This window comes from Streptomyces sp. NBC_00102, assembly GCF_026343115.1.
Classification (GTDB): domain Bacteria; phylum Actinomycetota; class Actinomycetes; order Streptomycetales; family Streptomycetaceae; genus Streptomyces.
Genome location: NZ_JAPEMC010000002.1, coordinates 736042 through 751424 on the forward strand (window position 1 = coordinate 736042; position 15383 = coordinate 751424).

A 15383-nucleotide genomic window follows, 5' to 3' on the forward strand; every position below is an offset into this window, starting at 1 on the left:
GCGTAACAGGCCGCGCCCCCGCAGCGGCACCGGGCGACAGTGGAGCGGTACCCCGTCCTCCTCGTCCCCGGGAGTTCCCATGGCCTGCCTCAATCGGCGTGACCTCGGCCTGCTCGTCCTGCGCGCCGGAACCGGCGCGGTCCTCGCCGCCCACGGCTCCCAGAAGCTCCTGGGCTGGTTCGGCGGTGGCGGGGTCGAGGGCACCACCGCCGCCATGGAAGCCATGGGCTTCCATCCCCCCAAGCACAGTGCGGTCGCTGCCGGGCTCGGCGAGGCGGGCGGCGGCGTGCTGCTCGCGGTCGGCCTCGCCACCCCGGCGGCCGGCGCCGCCGCGGCCGGAGCCATGGCGGGCGCGGTCGCGGTGCACGCGCCCGCCGGATTCTTCGCGCAGGGCGGCGGCTACGAGTACCCGGCGTTCCTCGGATTCGCCGCCGCCGCGATCGGCCTCGCCGGCGCCGGCCGCTACTCCCTCGACCACGCCACCGGCCACGTGCTGGACAAGCCCTGGGTGGTCGCGCTGGCATTCCTCGGCAGCGCCGCGGCGGCAGCCGCCGTCGTCGGCAAGCGCGCGAAGGCGCAGGGTGCCGACGCCCCGGGGGCCGAGGCGGTCTGAAGGCCGGGGTTCGAGCCCGGCCTTCGCCCGGCGCCGGACGGACCCGGCCGGGCGCCGGGCGACAACGATCGTTGCGTACCTGACCGTGGGCGTCAGCGAGCGTCAACGGCGGTCGCTGACGCACCGCCGGGTCACCAGGTGCTGGTCGTGGCGATCGTTCCGGCCCAGCTCTCGTCCTTGTTGCCGTCACTCGCGTTCCACCACCAGTGGTGCAGCGTCGAGTCGGCAGCCGCGCCGAAGACTTCCTGTGTGTTGTCGAACACACCGGCCACCGGGTCCGTGTAGATCGATCCGGCCCGCACGCCGTAGTTGTTGCCCGTGGTCGGATCCCACCACCAGTGGGCGAGGGTGTTGTTCACGGTGCGCGCGTAGACGTGCTGCTGCGACCCGTGGACGAACGCGATGGGGGACCCGCCCAGCGCGGTCGGGGTGGACAGGACCTGGCGCTTGAGCCCGTCGGTGGTGCTCCACCACCAGTGCGCGAGGCGGTCCTGCGTGTCGCCGGCGTAGACGTGCAGTTGGCTCCTGTATACGAACGCGGTCGGGGTGCCCTTGACCGATCCGGTCCAGACCTCGCTCTGGACACCTATCTTCGGGGACCACCACCAGTGGTGCAGCCGGTCGTCCGTGTCAACGGCCCAGACGTGCTGCTGATTGCCGTACAGGACGGACACGGGGTCACCGCGGATTTCGCCGGGCTGAGCCCAGGTCTGCTGCTGGAACGACGGCTTGTTCGCGTCCCACCACACGTGCAACAGCCGGCCGTCCGTGGCACGGACGAAGGCGTGCTGCTGATGTCCGTCGACGAAGCCCGTGGGTGCTCCGGCCACGATGCCCGCCCCGAGCCAGGTCTGCGTGACAGGCGCGGTCGCTCCCGGTGCGTAGAACTCGTGGACAAGGCTTCCGTCAGTGCCGCGCACCAGAACATGCTGCTGATCCCCGTACCTGAACGCCACTGTCCTGCCGGTGACCTCTCGGGTGCCCCAGATGCCCCGCTTGATGGTTGCGTCGGGTTCCCTGAACCAGTTCCCGAGAGCGCTGGTCGGAGTGGGGGCGAAGAGATGCAGTTGGTCGGGGTCGGTGGTGGCCAGCGCGCCCGTGTTCTGGTTGAGCGTGATGTCGAGAGCCTCCGGAGACGTATTCAGATCGTCCTCGGTGAACGTGTCGTACCCGATGAACTCGTGCGGGTCCTGGCTGCCGGCCTCGAAAATGATGCCGTACGTACTGTTGCCCAGGTCGATCATGGCGCTGTAACCGGCAGGACCGGCCCATACCTGCATCCCGTCCGAGGGGAGCTGCCAGGTGTACCCGCCGTCCAAGGACGAGCGGACCGTGAGGTTCGCCCGGGAAGTGCTGGTCGGGAGTGCGAGAAGGACCTGGTCGTATCCGTCCACATCCTTCTCCCGGATGGACAGAGTCGAGGCCTGTATGCCGCTGGAGGGATAGTCCATCTCCTGGTCGAACCGCGTGAAGTGGTTCTGGAAGGATTCCCCGTCGTCACCTGAGATCGCATAGACCGGCTGCTTCGGAAGGGTGCCTTCTTCGTTGCGTGCCTCCACGAATATGCTGCCGTCGCCGCGCTCGAACAGGCTCAGCTCCTGTGCGCCAATGGCAGGCTCGGCGCCGAGAGAGACCGCACCAGCCCTCCAGTCACCGTCCGTGTCCTTGTAGATGAGCGCCCCGCCCAGATCCGCCGGTTTCCCTCCCCCCTTGCGGACCGTTATGCCGGCCACCAGGCGTCCGGAATGTGAACCGTGGGTGAGCTGGATGGCACTCGCAGGCCCGAACGACATCTGCGCCGAGTCCAGTGCCACCCCTCCCATCGCGGCTTTCATGCTTGCCGAGTCCCATATGCGCGCGGAGATGTCGGTGGAGAAGGGGGCGTCAGCGTTCAGTGGATCCGAGCTCCAGTTCCGGCCGCCATCGGCGCTGATGGTCACGTGAAGTCTTTTGTAGTTTTCGGTGTACAGCAAAAATACATTGCCAGTATTTTCATCGACCACCGGCGAGACGTTGTGAAAGAACTGCCCACCGGAGTGCGTGACCACCGGGCGCACCGAACTCCAGTCGGCGTCTTGCGCTGTGGCGAGGCTCTTCATCACGACGTCGATGTCGCCACTGTCGCTGCAGCTGCCCAATCGCCCCTCGGCAAAGGCCAGCAGCGTGCCGTCGCGGGTCTTGACCACCGCGGGGGCACGGAAGCAGGCGTAGCCCCCTTCGCCACTGGTGAAAACTCTCTGCTGAGTGCTGGTCGGATCGACCGCGCGCGCGGCGTCGGCGGGAAGGGCGACCAGTGACAATGCCGCCAGAAGCAGGGCGAGTGCCGCACCCACCACTGCCCACGAACTTCCGAACTGCATTCTCCCGGTCTTCGGCAACCTGCCCGTTGTGGAAATCTGCATTTCGCCCCCCATGTGTTCTCCTTTGCTGGAACGAGGCCAGGGGGTTGCGTGGCATCTGATCGATTGCTCCGCCGCCCCGGCCTGATCTTCGGCATTCTTGCATAGATCCATAAACCACTTGCATGCCTTTCTGTGGGGGTTCGCATTCCCTTTCGGTGCCCGAAATGTATTGATTTAATGGAATTTGCTGGACGGTCTCAAGGGTGTTTTGCGGCGGTGCGGCCTCTCCGTCCGAACTTTCCGCCCAGGGCCGCGTGGTGTGCCGGAACGTGATCACCGCATTGTCGAAGGAGGTGATTGCTCGAATCCCACGGGTGGCCGGAGGCCGCAGCGGCGTCCGGTGTACGGACGGTGCTCCGCCTGGCGACGCACCCCATCCGACTCCGCGTACCGGCCCGCCACGATCACGGGGCAATCCTGGGCGGCGGGCATTGATCCACCGTTCAGGGGCATCCGTCGGTCCATGGAGACCAGTGCGATAGCGGAACGCGGACGAGGACAGGCCCGGAGCGGGGCCACCGGAAAAGCGGTCGAGACGGCGGCGCGCGCAGGATTCGTGGCGCGCGGTGCCATCTACCTGCTCATCGGAGTGCTCGCCCTGCGCGTGGCCTTCCCGGGCGACAGTGGCAGCGGGAAGCAGGCCGACCGGGGCGGCGCTCTGAAGGAAGTGGCAGAGCAGCCGCTCGGCGGGGTCCTTCTGTGGCTGCTCGGCATCGGACTCGTGGGCATGGCGCTCTGGCGGCTCTCCGAGGCGCTGTTCGGCCAGGCCGGGCCGGACGGACAGAAGCCCACGAAGCGGATCATCGCCGCCGGACGCTGCGTGTTCTACGCCTTCGTCGCGTACTCCGTGATCTCGTACGCCGCCGGGGACAAGAGCAGTGGCAGCGGGTCGAGCGACAAGAAGACCGACGACGTCACCGCCAAGGCCCTCGACTGGTCCGGCGGCCAGTGGCTCGTAGGGATCGCCGGAGCCGTTGTCGTGGGCGTCGGGCTGTGGCTGATCTACCGCGCCGTGACCCGGAAGTTCCGCAAGCACCTCGACATGTCCGGCACCGGGGAGAAGGTCCGCCGGACCGTCGACGCGGTCGGCGTGTTCGGCGGAACGGCCCGGGGCGTCGTCTTCGGCACGGCCGGCGGCTTCGCCATCGCCGCCGCCGTCCAGCACGAACCGGGACAGGCCAAGGGCATGGACGACACCCTCCGCTCCTTCACCGACACCCCCACCGGCCCTTGGCTGCTCGTGCTGGTCGCCCTCGGACTGGCCGCCTTCGGCGTCTTCTCCTGGGCCAACGCCCGCTGGCGCAAGGTCTGACACCCCGTCCACTCAGACACGGCCCCGCCGGGCACCCCCACCCACCGGCGGGGCCGTCCCCCGCTCGCGGTGCGGCGCGCTCTCAGAGCAGGCCGCGCGCCTGCTTGAACCGGTCCAGCGCGTCCGCCAGACCGACCAGCGGAGCGGGGTAGTCCAGCGCGGCGCGCTCCGGCTCGGGGAGCTGCCACGGCTCGTGCACCGCGCCGCCCCCGATGCCCGCCAACTCCGGTACCCAGCGGCGTACGTACGCCCCGTCGGGGTCGTAACGGTGGCCCTGGCGCACCGGGTTGAGTACCCGGTTGGGGCGGCTGTCGGTTCCGGTGCCCGCCACCCACTGCCAGTTGAGCTGGTTGTTGGCGATGTCGCCGTCCACCAGCAGATCCAGGAAATGGCGCGCGCCGATCCGCCAGTCCACGTACAGCGACTTCGCCAGGAAGCTCGCCGCGAGCAGCCGGCCCCGGTTGTGCATCCAGCCCTCGTGGCGCAATTGACGCATCGCGGCGTCCACGACCGGATAGCCGGTACGCCCCTCCCGCCAGGCCTCGATCTCGTCCCCCGCCTCCTTCTCGTCCCGCCAGTCGTCCTGCCGCGTACGGTAGTTCTCGTGCGAGGCGGCCGGACGCGCCGCGAGGACCTGGTGGTGGAAGTCCCGCCAGCACACCTGCCGTACGAAGGCCTCCGCACCCGCGCCGCCCGCGCCGCGGGCCCGCCCGACCAGCTCGGCCGGCGAGACTGTGCCGAAGTGCAGATGGGGCGAGAGCCGTGAGGTCGCGTCGCCCGCGAGGTCGTCGTGCGTCTCCGCGTACGACTCGAGTCCGGACCTGCGCCACGCGGTGAGCAGGGCCCGGCCCGCCTTCTCTCCGCCCTTCGCCAGACCGGGCGACACCCCGGACACCCCTTTCCGGGAAGGCAGTTCGCCGGAAAGCGCGGCGTCGGGCACCCGAAGCGCGCGGGGCGGGGCGAGGGGGTCCCGCAGCCGTTCCTGGGACCAGCGCCGGAAGTACGGGGTGAACACGGCGAAGTGGTCCGCTCCCGAGCCCGTGGGCCGTACCGCCCCCGGGGCGACGGCGGTCACCACCGCGTCATGGACGTGCAACCTCCGCCCCTGCGACTCCAGTTCCGCGCGCAGCCGCTCCTCGCGGGCATGGGCGTACGCGCTGACCCCGCCGGACATGTGGACGTCCCCGGCGCCCGTCCCGGCGGCGACCCGGCAGACCTCCTCGGCCACGTCCCCGGTACGGATCACGAGGCGTCCGCCCCGCTCGCGCAGTCCCGCGTCCAGGTCCCGCAGGCAGTCGGCGAGGAAGGCCCGGCGGTTGGGCACCGCGAAACCGGCCTCCTCCACGCGCCGGTCGAGGACGAAGAGTGGCACGACCTCGTCGCTCGCGGCCGAGGCGGCACACAGCGGCGGGTGGTCGTGCAGCCGCAGGTCGGAGGTGTACAGGACGACCGAGACGGTCATGGCGCTACTCCTGGACGGGATCGGAACCGGAACGGGGACATCTGGTGCAATCGGTGCTTCCGCGCGGCCCGGCGGTCCGGATGCGCGGGTGCCCCCCGGAGGCTGCGCGGGGCACCGGCCGTCCGGACCGCCGGCCGCTGTCCGGGCTCAGGACTGCTCCCGAGGACGCGGACGCACCGCCGCGGTCTCCGCCCGAGCACGGGCCGAGCCGGGGGTCCGGGACGCGGCCCGTGCGATGTTCCGGGCCATCCCGCCGAAGACGATCGCGTGGAAGGGCGAGACGCTCCACCAGTAGGCGTGGCCCAGCAGCCCGCGCGGGTGGAAGAGCGCCCGCTGACGGTAGTGGGAGCGCCCGCCCTCCCGGTTCTCGACGTGCATCTCCAGCCAGGCCAGACCCGGCACCCGCATCTCCGCCCGCAGCCGCAGCAGCCTGCCCGGTTCGATCTCCTCCACCCGCCAGAAGTCCAGCGAATCACCCACCCGCAGGCGGTCCGCGTCACGGCGGCCCCGCCGCAGCCCGACCCCGCCCATCGCCCGGTCCAGCCACCCCCGCACCGCCCAGGCCAGCGGGAACGAGTACCAGCCGTTGTCGCCCCCGATCCCCTCCACGACCCGCCACAGCGCCGCCGGTGACGCGTCCACCTCCCGCTCCCGGACGTCCTCGTACAGGCTGCCGCCCGCCCAGTCCGGGTCCGTGGGCAGCGGGTCGCTGGGCGCGCCCGGCAGCGAGGCCGAGGACCACCGGGTGGTCACCTTCGCCTCCCGCACCCGCTGGAGCGCGAGAGAGAGCGCCGTGTCGAACGGGAACGGCTGCCCCGGCCCGTCCGGGACGTACCGCGCGATGTCGTGCTCGGCGCAGACCACCTCGTACCTCAGCGACTCGGCGAGCGGGCGTGCGAGAGCCCTGGGCACCGGGGTCACCAGCCCGATCCAGTGGCTGGACAGCCTTGGCGTGAGCATCGGGACAGGCAGGATCAGCCGTTTCGGCAGGCCCCCGACCTCGGCGTACCGCTCCATCATCACCCGGTACGTCAGCACGTCCGGCCCGCCGATGTCGAAGGAGCGGTGCACGTCCGCGGGCATCCGGGCGCAGCCGACGAGGTAGCGCAGCACGTCCCGGACACCGATCGGCTGGATCCGGGTGGACACCCAGCTCGGGGTGACCATGACCGGCAGCCGCTCGGTGAGGTAGCGGAGCATCTCGAAGGACGCCGAACCCGAACCGATGATGACGGCGGCCCGCAGCACGGTCGTCGGCACCCCCGAATCCAGCAGGATGCGGCCGACCTCCGCCCGGGAGCGCAGATGAGGGGAGAGCTCGTCCTCCGGTACGTCCCCGGGCGTGAGGCCCCCCAGATAGACGATGCGGCGCACCCCGGCCGCACGGGCCTGCTCACCGAAGTTCCGGGCCGCCCTGCGATCGGTCTCCTCGAAGCCCGTACCGGTGCCCAGCGCGTGCACCAGGTAGTAGGCGACGTCGATGTCCCGCATGGCCGAGGCCAGCGACTCCGGATCGGTGACGTCCCCGCGCACCACCTCCGCCTCGGCGACCCAGGGGTAGTCGCGCAGTTTCTGGGGGGTCCTCGCCAGGCACCGCACCCGGTGGCCGGCGAGGAGCAGCTCCGGCACCAGGCGGCCCCCGATGTAGCCGGTGGCCCCCGTCACCAGGCAGCGCAGGCCCTTCCCGTCGTCCCTGGTCCCCTTTGCCGTCTCCATGGCGCCTCCGCCTCGCGTTCGATTCCGGTCTTCCTCTTCCACCGTCCCCGCCCCTACCGCATTCCGCCCGGCGGGGCCCGGCGGACCCACCGCGACACGGTCCGGGACGGCCGAATGGGTCGCGGCGCCGCTCCGGAGCTCCCGCCACCGGCCCCGGCAGCCACCGCCCGGCCGGTCGGCGTGATCCCCTCGGTGCCGGGGCCCCGGCACCGGCACCTCGCCGGCACGGATCGGGGTCCGCCCGCATCCGCCGGACGAGGGACGGCGGAAGAGACGCGACGGGCCCGGAAGACCGGGGCCCGCGACGGACCCCGTACCGCCGGAGCGCCGGCCCGGCGGTCCGGGGCCCGCCCGAGCGGTACGGAGACCGATGCGACCAGAAGGACCAGCGATGCGCCTCACCCGGGCAGCGGTTTCCGCCTCTGCCGACCACCGGCGGTCGGAGCGGTCCTGCGGGGGTGCGCAGCCCCCCGACCGGCCCCGCAGCCCCGCAGAGGGGGCCGCCCAGGACGGTCCGGACGCCCAGGACCCGTACGACGCGGCGGACGGCTCGGCGGGCGGTTCGGCGGCCGGTTCGGCGGCCGGCGAACACTCCCGGGCGTACGACGGACCCGGGCGCACCGCCGGCGGCCCCGGCGGAACACGCGGCGGCCGCGACCCGGACACCGCCGCTCAGCCACCGGCCGGCCCCGCCGCTCCGCCGCGGCCCGGTCCACGGACCGCCGGAGCCGTCGAGCCCCCCGAAGGCGGCCCGGCCGGGGAAGCCGTGGACGCCGTCGACGCCGACGTGGCAGGAGCCGTGCTGCGTACCGCCCGTACGGTCCTGCGGGAGCACCTCGCCGAGGCCTCCGCCGTCGACGCGGTCTTCGCCCGGGACGTGGCCCGGCGGGTGGCGGACTTCACGCTCGGCGGCGGGAAGCGGGCCCGCCCCCGCTTCCTCTGGTGGGCGATGCGGGCCTGTGGCGGCGGTACGGACACCGTCGGCGCGGCCCTGCGCCTCGGCGTCGCCCTCGAACTCATCCAGACCTGCGCCCTGGTCCACGACGACGTGATGGACGGCTCCCCGCTGCGCCGCGGCCGCCCCGCCGTCCACGTGGAACTGGCCGACGTGCCCGGCGGACCCCCGGACACCGCGTTCGGTACCTCGGCGGCCGTCCTCGTCGGCGACCTCGCCCTCGCCTGGGCGGACGACACCGTCGCCGCCGTCACCGCCGTCCCGATGAACCCCGCCACCCGGCACCGGGTACTGGACATCTGGCGGGCCATGCGCACCGAGATGGTGGCCGGCCAGTACCTCGACCTGCACGGACAGGCCGCCGCCACCCGTACCGCCGCACACGCGCTGCGGACCGCCTGCCTCAAGAGCGCCCTCTACTCCGTGGAGCGCCCCCTCGCGCTGGGCGCCGCGCTGGCCGGCGCGGACGAGCGTACGACCGCCGCCCTCTGCGCGGCGGGCCGCAGCGCGGGCACCGCCTTCCAGCTCCGCGACGACCTGCTCGGCGCGTTCGGTGACCCGGCGGTCACCGGGAAACCCTCCGGCGGCGACCTCCGCGACGGCAAGCCCACCTACCTGGTCGCCGTCGCCCGGGAGCGCGCCGAGGCGGCCGGTGACACCGCCGTGCTCGCCGTCCTGGACGCGGACGTGGGCGACCCCGGGCTCACCGACGAGGGCCTCGCCCGGGTACGGGACGCGCTCACCCGCAGCGGGGCGCGCGCGGCCGTGGAGCACCGGGCGGACCGGCTCGCCGCCGACGCCGAGGCCCGCCTCGACCTCGTAGGACTCCACCCGGAGGGCGCCCGGCGACTGCGCCTGCTGCTGCGGGAGGCCGCGGGCGGCCCCACCCTGTCGTCCTCGCCGCCCCCTCCGCCTCCGTCGCCCCTGGGGTCCCCGCCGCCCGTGGCCCGCCCCGCGACCGACCCCGGCCCCGGCTCCCAAGGAGAATCCACCCGATGAGGACCGTCCCCGGGCGCACCGACCACGTCGTGGTGGTCGGTGCCGGCCTCGCAGGCCTGTCCGCCACCCTCCATCTGCTCGGCGCCGGCCGCCGGGTCACCGTCGTCGAACGCGACCCCACCCCGGGCGGACGCGCCGGACTGCTGGAGCGCGGCGGCTACCGCATGGACACCGGCCCCACCGTGCTCACCATGCCCGACCTCGTCGAGGAGGCCTTCGCCGCCGTCGGACACCGGCTCGCCGACCGGCTCGACCTGATCCCGCTCCACCCCGCCTACCGCGCCTGGTTCGCCGACGGATCCACCCTCGACGTGCACACCGAACCGGCGGCGATGGAAGCGGCCGTGGAGGAGTTCGCGGGCGGCCACGAGGCGCTCGGCTACCGCCGGCTGAGGCAGTGGCTGGAACGCCTCTACGCCGTCCAGATGCGCCGCTTCATCGACGCCAACTTCGACTCGCCGCTCCAGCTCCTCCACCCCGACCTGGCCCGGCTCGCCGCGCTCGGCGGTTTCGGCCGGCTGGACGCGCGGATCGGCCGCTACCTCAGCGACGAACGGCTCCGCCGCGTCTTCTCCTTCCAGGCCCTGTACGCCGGGGTGCCCCCGGCCCGCGCGCTCGCCGCGTACGCCGTCATCGCCTACATGGACACGGTCGCAGGGGTGTACTTCCCGCGCGGCGGGATGCACGCCCTGCCGAAGGCGCTCGCGGACTCGGCCGCCGAGGCCGGTGCCGCGTTCCGCTACGGAGAATCCGTCAGCCGGCTGGAGCGCTCCGGGGACCGGGTCACCGCCGTCGTCACCGACCGGGGCCGCATCCCCTGCGACGCGGTCGTCCTCACCCCCGACCTGCCCGTCAGTTACGGGCTGCTCGGCCGCGCCCCCCGCCGGCCGGGCGGGCTGCGGCACTCGCCGTCCGCCGTCGTCCTGCACGCCGGAACGGACCGCACCTGGCCCGGACTCGCCCACCACACCCTCTCGTTCGGCCGGGCCTGGAAGGGCACCTTCCACGAACTCACCCGCACCGGCTCGCTGATGACCGACCCCTCTTTGCTCATCACCCGCCCCACCGCCCAAGATCCCTCGCTCGCCCCGCCCGGCAAGCACCTCCACTACGTGCTCGCCCCCTGCCCCAACACCGACATCGGCCCCTCCGCGCGCACCTGGGACGAACTGGCCCCCCGCTACCGGGACCGCCTGCTCACCGAACTGGAACGCCGGGGCCTGGCCGGACTCGGTTCCGCCATCGAGGAGGAGTGCCTGGTCACCCCCGTCGACTGGACCGCACAGGGGCACGCGGCCGGCACCCCGTTCTCGGCCGCCCACACCTTCCCGCAGACCGGCCCCTTCCGCCCCCGCAACCTCGTCCGGTCCACCACCAACGCCGTACTCGCGGGCTGCGGCACCACCCCCGGCGTCGGTGTGCCGACCGTCCTCATCTCCGGAAAGCTCGCCGCCGCCCGGATCACCGGTACGCCGCGGGCCGCGCGGCCCCGGCCGGCCACCGCGACCACCCCGCACCCCGTACCGAAAGGCACCTCCGTATGACCGCCCGTGAACTCGACGCGGCAGCCATCCACGACCCAGCCCTGCGCGCCGCGTACGCCACCTGCCGGAAGCTCAACGCACGCCACGGCAGGACGTACTTCCTCGCCACCCGGCTGCTCCCCGCCGACCGCCGGCCCGCCGTGCACGCCCTCTACGGCTTCGCCCGCCGGGCCGACGACATCGTGGACGACCTGGACACCGACGCGACCCCCGACGAACGCGCACGTGCGCTGCTCGCCTTCGAACAGCGGCTCGCCGACGGCCTCGCGCACGGCACCGCCGAGGAACCGGTGATCCGGGCACTGGTCCACACCGCCGCCGTGTACGGCATCGACCACCGCCACTTCACCGACTTCATGGCCTCCATGCGCAGCGACCTCACGGTCACCGAGTACGCCTCCTGGGGCGAACTCGGCGGCTACACCCACGGATCGGCCGCCGTGATCGGCCTCCAGATGCTGCCCGTCCTCGGCACGGTCGTCCCGCGCGAGGAGGCCGCCCCCTACGCCGCCGACCTGGGTGTCGCCTTCCAGCTCAGCAACTTCCTCCGGGACGTGGGCGAGGACCTCGACCGGGGCCGCGTCTATCTCCCCGCCGACCTGCTCACCGCCCACGGCGTCGACCGTCAACTCCTGCTGCACAGCCGGGCGTCGGGCCTCCGCGACCCGCGCATCACCTCGGCGCTGCGCGCCGCCGCCGCGTACAACCGGGAGATCTACCGGCGGGCCCTGCCCGGCATCGCCCTGCTCGCCCCGGAGTCCCGCCCCTGCATCCGTACCGCGTTCGTGCTGTACGGAGGAATCCTCGACGCCATCGAAGCGGACGGCTACGCCGTGCTCCACCGGCGCGCGGTCGTCTCCCGTGCCCGCCGCGCCGCGGTCGCCCTCGACGGCCTGGTACGCGCCCTCGCCGCCCGCTCGGCCCCCCGGTCCGCCGCCACGCCCCGACGGGCCGCCCCCCGGTGCACCCTCCCGGTGGCCGACGCCCCACGGACCGGCCGGCCGCACCGCGACCCGGCCGTCCCCGGAGCCGAACGGGAGGACGCGGCATGACGGACCCCCGAACCGGCCGCCGAGGCCGCCTCCCGCTGCGGCTGCGCCGCGACCCCGTACCGTGGGACCGGCAGCGCCCCACCTGGCGCGACGCCCGCCCCGCCCTCATCGCGGGCGCCCTCAAACACGCGCTCGCCCGCCCTTCCGGCAACTGGTACGTCATCGGCGCCTCCCGCCGCATCACCCCCGGCCGCTCCTTCGGCCGGACCGTCCAGGGCACCGAAGTCGTCGCCTGGCGCGACGCCTCGGGCCGCCTGCGCGCCGGACCCGGCGCCTGCCCGCACCTCGGCGCACCCCTGCGGGACAGCCCGGTCCGCTGCGGCACCCTCGTCTGCCACTGGCACGGACTCGCCCTGAACGGCGAGCCGTTCGCCGGCTGGGAGCCTTACCCCGCCTTCGACGACGGGGTCCTCGCCTGGGTGCGCCTCGACGAGGCGGGCGGCGAGACCCCGCTGGACCGGCCTGTCGTCCCCGCGCGCCCGGTGCCCGCGACGGCGGTCGACGCCGTGTACGAGGGCTTCGGCACCTGCGAACCCGAGGACGTCGTCGCCAACCGCCTCGACCCCTGGCACGGCGCCTGGTTCCACCCGTACTCCTTCGTGGACCTGACCGTGCTCGACGTCCCCGGCGGCGAGTCCGGCGAGTCCGGCGATGCGGGTGACGGCCGGGACGGTTTCGCGGTCGACGTCTCCTTCAAGGTCGCGGGCCGCGTCGTGGTGCCCGTACGCGCCGTGTTCACCGCGCCCGAACCCCGTACCGTCGTCATGCACATCACCGAGGGGGAGGGCCGGGGCTCCGTGGTCGAGAGCCACGCGACCCCGCTCGGCAACGACCCCTCGGGAAGGCCGCGCACCGCCGTCGTCGAGGCGGTCGTCGCCGCCTCCGACCGCGGCGGCTTCGCCCTCGCCCGCGCGGCGGCCCCCCTGCTGCGCCCGCTGATGCGCGCCTCGGCGGGGCGGCTCTGGCGCGACGACCTCGCGTACGCCGAACGCCGCTGGGAGCTGCGCAGCAGCGGGCGGTTCCCGGGGTGAGGGGGCGCGCCGAGGGGATCCGTCGCCGCTGACCACCCAAGTCCGACGGCGGTGTCCGTCAGTACAGTTGGGCACGGGCCGGGGGCCCAGCCGCGTTCGGCACCTGGCGGCGCGCCGGGTGCCCGGACAAGCCGGGTGCGATGTGGTCGGGGCCCATTCGGCGTCCACTTCTTGGGGGGAACAGCACATGGTCAGCATTCGTGGAAACTTCGAGTACGCCGACGGGTTGACTCCCGGGCAGTCGAAGGAGGGTGGGATCCACCACAACCTGTACGACGAAGAGATGCGCCTCGTCGGGCACGCCACGTTCGTTCCCGACGGCCCTGAGCACCAGGAGTACTCGTTCGTCGAGCCGCCGTCCCCGTGCGCGCACGAGTGTCACTGCGGGGCGCAACCCGAGGAACCGGAGCGCTTGGACCTTGAGGAGGTGCTCGCACTCCTGGTCTTGCTCGTCACCTTCGTGCAGTGGAGCGCGCCACGCCTCAAGCGATGGTGGGACGGTCGGGCCCGTCCGTTCGTGGAGTCGACGCGTGGCAAGTTTGCCCGGACCCCCAATACCGACAACAAGGACGAGACCGCCGAGCCGCTCGTCTCGACCGGCTCCGAGTCCCCGGAAGCCTCGTGGGAGGGTGACGCCGCACGCGGCGAGGACCGAAGGAGTATGTGCAGCGAGGAGGCGCCGGCGCGACGTGCCGCAGCGTTGATGCGGAGGCTTTTCAGCGAGGAGCAGTTGAGGGTTCTGCGAGGGGACCGGATCGGGGCGAGCGATGGCTCCTCGGAGTCCGGTGTGCTCGTAAGGCCCACGCCCCAACAGATCAGGGACAACGTGAGACTGATGCTGGAGGAGAACCCTTCGCTTCTCAACAAGGAGTCCCAGTCCGAACTCGTGAGGATTCTGCGGCGAGTTCGGTCCGTTCCTGGACTGCGTTCCATCGAGCGACGGAGTGATCGGGGACGCTGAAGGACTGTCGTGAGCTTGGGGGACGTGGCTGGAGGGTGGCTGGCCTTTCAGCGCGGTGTGGTTCGGCCTCGGGGCGGGCCGCCGCCACGTGCCGCGGCCCGCCGGATTCGAGTGCCGTCACCACCGCGTCCCGAAGATCCGCGCGACGGTTCACCGTGATGCGGGCTCAGAGAACGCGCCGCATCCAGCCGTGCTTGTCCTCGGTGCGACCGAACTGAATGTCCAGAACATGCTCGCGCATCGCCAGGGTGTGCTTGCCGGGCGTGCCGTCTCCGACGGTGAACTCGTAGCCCTCGCCCTTGAATCCGACCATCGGGGTGATCACCGCGGCCGTGCCGGCCGCGAACACCTCGGTGATGCTTCCGTCGGCGGCCCCCGACCGGAGCTCGCCCAGGGTGATCGACCGCTCTTCGGGAACCAGGCCGAGGTCGCCGGCCAGAGTCAGGACCGTGTCACGGGTGACACCCTCCAGAATGGTGCCGAGGGCGGGGGTGACCAGTCGGCCGTCCGAGGTGATCAGGCACACGTTCATGGTGCCGGACTCCTCCAGCGTGTTCTCTCCCGCACTGTCCAGATACATCACCTGGTCACAGCCGTGCTGCTTCGCCTCCACCTGCGCGGCCAGGCTCGCGGCATAGTTGCCGCCGCACTTGGCCTCTCCGGTACCGCCCTTGGCCGAGCGGGTGAACTTGCTGCTGATCCACAGGGTCACGCCCTCGATGCCCGAGGCGAAGAACGGGCCCGCAGGGCTGGCGATCACCGAGTAGGTCACCTGTGCGGCGGGCCGCACACCCAGGAACACCTCGGAGGCGAACATGAACGGCCTCAGATAGAGGCTCTCTTCACCGGTGGACACCGGAACCCACGGCTCGTCCGCACGCACCAACTCCTCAATGCTGGCGAGGAAGTCCTCCTCGGACAACTGGGGCAGCGCGAGCCGCTCGGCGGAGCGGGCGAAGCGCCGGGCGTTGGCCTCCGGCCGGAACAGCCAGACGCTGCCGTCCGCGTGGCGATAGGCCTTCAGCCCTTCGAAGATCTCCTGCCCGTAGTGCAGAACCGCCGCACTCGGGTGCAGGGAAAACGGCTCCAGCGGGCCGATCTTGCGGTCCTGCCAACCATCCGCCGATGTCCACACCGCCGAGGCCATGTGATCGGTGAAGTACTGGCCGAACCCCGGTGCGGCGAGGACGTTCTCGCGCTCGGCCTCAGGCGTGGGCTTCGTCGTCCGGAAGAGGGGAAAGTCGGTAGTCATTGCCGAATCCTAACGACGAAGTCGTGTAACACCGGAGGAGAAGACGGGGCGTCTCAGCCAGTGGCACACGCACCCGGCGAACCG

The 15383-nt window shown here is 72.3% G+C and carries 11 protein-coding genes; 7 read left to right on the forward strand and 4 right to left on the reverse strand.

Annotated elements, in window-relative coordinates:
• Positions 1 to 79 precede the first annotated feature (79 nt).
• Positions 80 to 613, forward strand: a complete 534-nt coding sequence (locus tag OHA55_RS30385) for a DoxX family membrane protein (RefSeq protein WP_266712359.1) — start codon at positions 80 to 82, stop codon at positions 611 to 613.
• A gap of 131 nt (positions 614 to 744) precedes the next feature.
• On the opposite strand, the gene OHA55_RS30390 is transcribed toward OHA55_RS30385, so the two are convergent.
• The gene (locus OHA55_RS30390) at positions 745 to 3027 is read right to left on the reverse strand and encodes an exo-alpha-sialidase (protein WP_266712361.1); all 2283 of its coding nucleotides are present in this window, start codon (positions 3025 to 3027) and stop codon (positions 745 to 747) included.
• A gap of 451 nt (positions 3028 to 3478) precedes the next feature.
• On the opposite strand from OHA55_RS30390, the gene OHA55_RS30395 reads away from it, so the two are divergent.
• On the forward strand, positions 3479 to 4327 hold the full coding sequence (locus OHA55_RS30395) for a DUF1206 domain-containing protein (RefSeq protein WP_266712363.1): 849 nt from the start codon (positions 3479 to 3481) through the stop codon (positions 4325 to 4327).
• Between the two features lie 82 nt (positions 4328 to 4409).
• On the opposite strand, the gene OHA55_RS30400 is transcribed toward OHA55_RS30395, so the two are convergent.
• Both OHA55_RS30400 and OHA55_RS30405 read right to left on the reverse strand, forming a co-directional pair.
• On the reverse strand, positions 4410 to 5789 hold the full coding sequence (locus OHA55_RS30400; RefSeq protein ID WP_266712365.1) for a deoxyribodipyrimidine photo-lyase: 1380 nt from the start codon (positions 5787 to 5789) through the stop codon (positions 4410 to 4412).
• 147 nt (positions 5790 to 5936) lie between these two features.
• Positions 5937 to 7505, reverse strand: coding sequence for an SDR family oxidoreductase (locus OHA55_RS30405; protein WP_266712367.1), 1569 nt, complete (start codon positions 7503 to 7505; stop codon positions 5937 to 5939).
• A gap of 391 nt (positions 7506 to 7896) precedes the next feature.
• Between OHA55_RS30405 and OHA55_RS30410 the strand changes: the two genes are divergently transcribed.
• The 5 genes from OHA55_RS30410 to OHA55_RS30430 all read left to right on the forward strand — a co-directional run bounded on the left by OHA55_RS30410 (position 7897) and on the right by OHA55_RS30430 (position 14047).
• On the forward strand, positions 7897 to 9459 hold the full coding sequence (locus OHA55_RS30410; protein ID WP_266712369.1) for a polyprenyl synthetase family protein: 1563 nt from the start codon (positions 7897 to 7899) through the stop codon (positions 9457 to 9459).
• Entirely contained in the window at positions 9456 to 11003 is a 1548-nt protein-coding gene (locus OHA55_RS30415) for a phytoene desaturase (protein ID WP_266712371.1), read from the forward strand. The genes OHA55_RS30410 and OHA55_RS30415 overlap by 4 nt, the downstream gene beginning before the upstream one ends.
• Positions 11000 to 12055, forward strand: coding sequence for a phytoene/squalene synthase family protein (locus OHA55_RS30420; RefSeq protein ID WP_266712373.1), 1056 nt, complete (start codon positions 11000 to 11002; stop codon positions 12053 to 12055). Before OHA55_RS30415 ends, OHA55_RS30420 begins: the two co-directional genes overlap by 4 nt.
• Entirely contained in the window at positions 12052 to 13086 is a 1035-nt protein-coding gene (locus tag OHA55_RS30425) for a DUF5914 domain-containing protein (RefSeq protein WP_266712375.1), read from the forward strand. The genes OHA55_RS30420 and OHA55_RS30425 overlap by 4 nt, the downstream gene beginning before the upstream one ends.
• Before the next feature lie 187 nt (positions 13087 to 13273).
• Positions 13274 to 14047, forward strand: coding sequence for a hypothetical protein (locus tag OHA55_RS30430; RefSeq protein WP_266712377.1), 774 nt, complete (start codon positions 13274 to 13276; stop codon positions 14045 to 14047).
• Positions 14048 to 14213: 166 nt separating this feature from the next.
• Here OHA55_RS30430 and OHA55_RS30435 read toward each other — a convergent pair whose 3' ends face one another.
• A complete protein-coding gene (locus OHA55_RS30435) occupies positions 14214 to 15299 on the reverse strand; it encodes a branched-chain amino acid aminotransferase (RefSeq protein ID WP_266712379.1) in 1086 nt (361 codons plus the stop codon).
• Positions 15300 to 15383: the final 84 nt, after the last annotated feature.